Annotated in this window: 1 pseudogene; it reads right to left on the reverse strand. The window is 59.0% G+C overall.

The features are described from left to right. A pseudogene (locus R2R70_RS22510) lies at window positions 1-244 on the reverse strand (electron transfer flavoprotein subunit alpha); the annotation flags it as partial.

Raw genomic sequence — 244 nt, forward strand, 5'->3', positions numbered from 1 at the left:
GCCGGAGCCTGCCACTCCACGGTGTGCGTTTCGCCAGTGCGTGACGCGTCTGGCTGAGCCGCATCGAACGTGCCGCTGCTGATGGTCAGTACCGCATACGGCGTGGCAATGCGTTCTTCGCCAATCGCCAGACCACCGTAAACCATGTGTTTCACTGTCGCTTTACCGTCCTGTACGCTGACGGTGCTGGCATCGTTAGACACCGCCGCTTTAAGGCGATAACCCAGTTTTGCCGCCAGTAATT

It is taken from the genome of Cobetia sp. SIMBA_158 (genome assembly GCF_046566945.1).
Taxonomy (GTDB): domain Bacteria; phylum Pseudomonadota; class Gammaproteobacteria; order Pseudomonadales; family Halomonadaceae; genus Cobetia; species Cobetia amphilecti.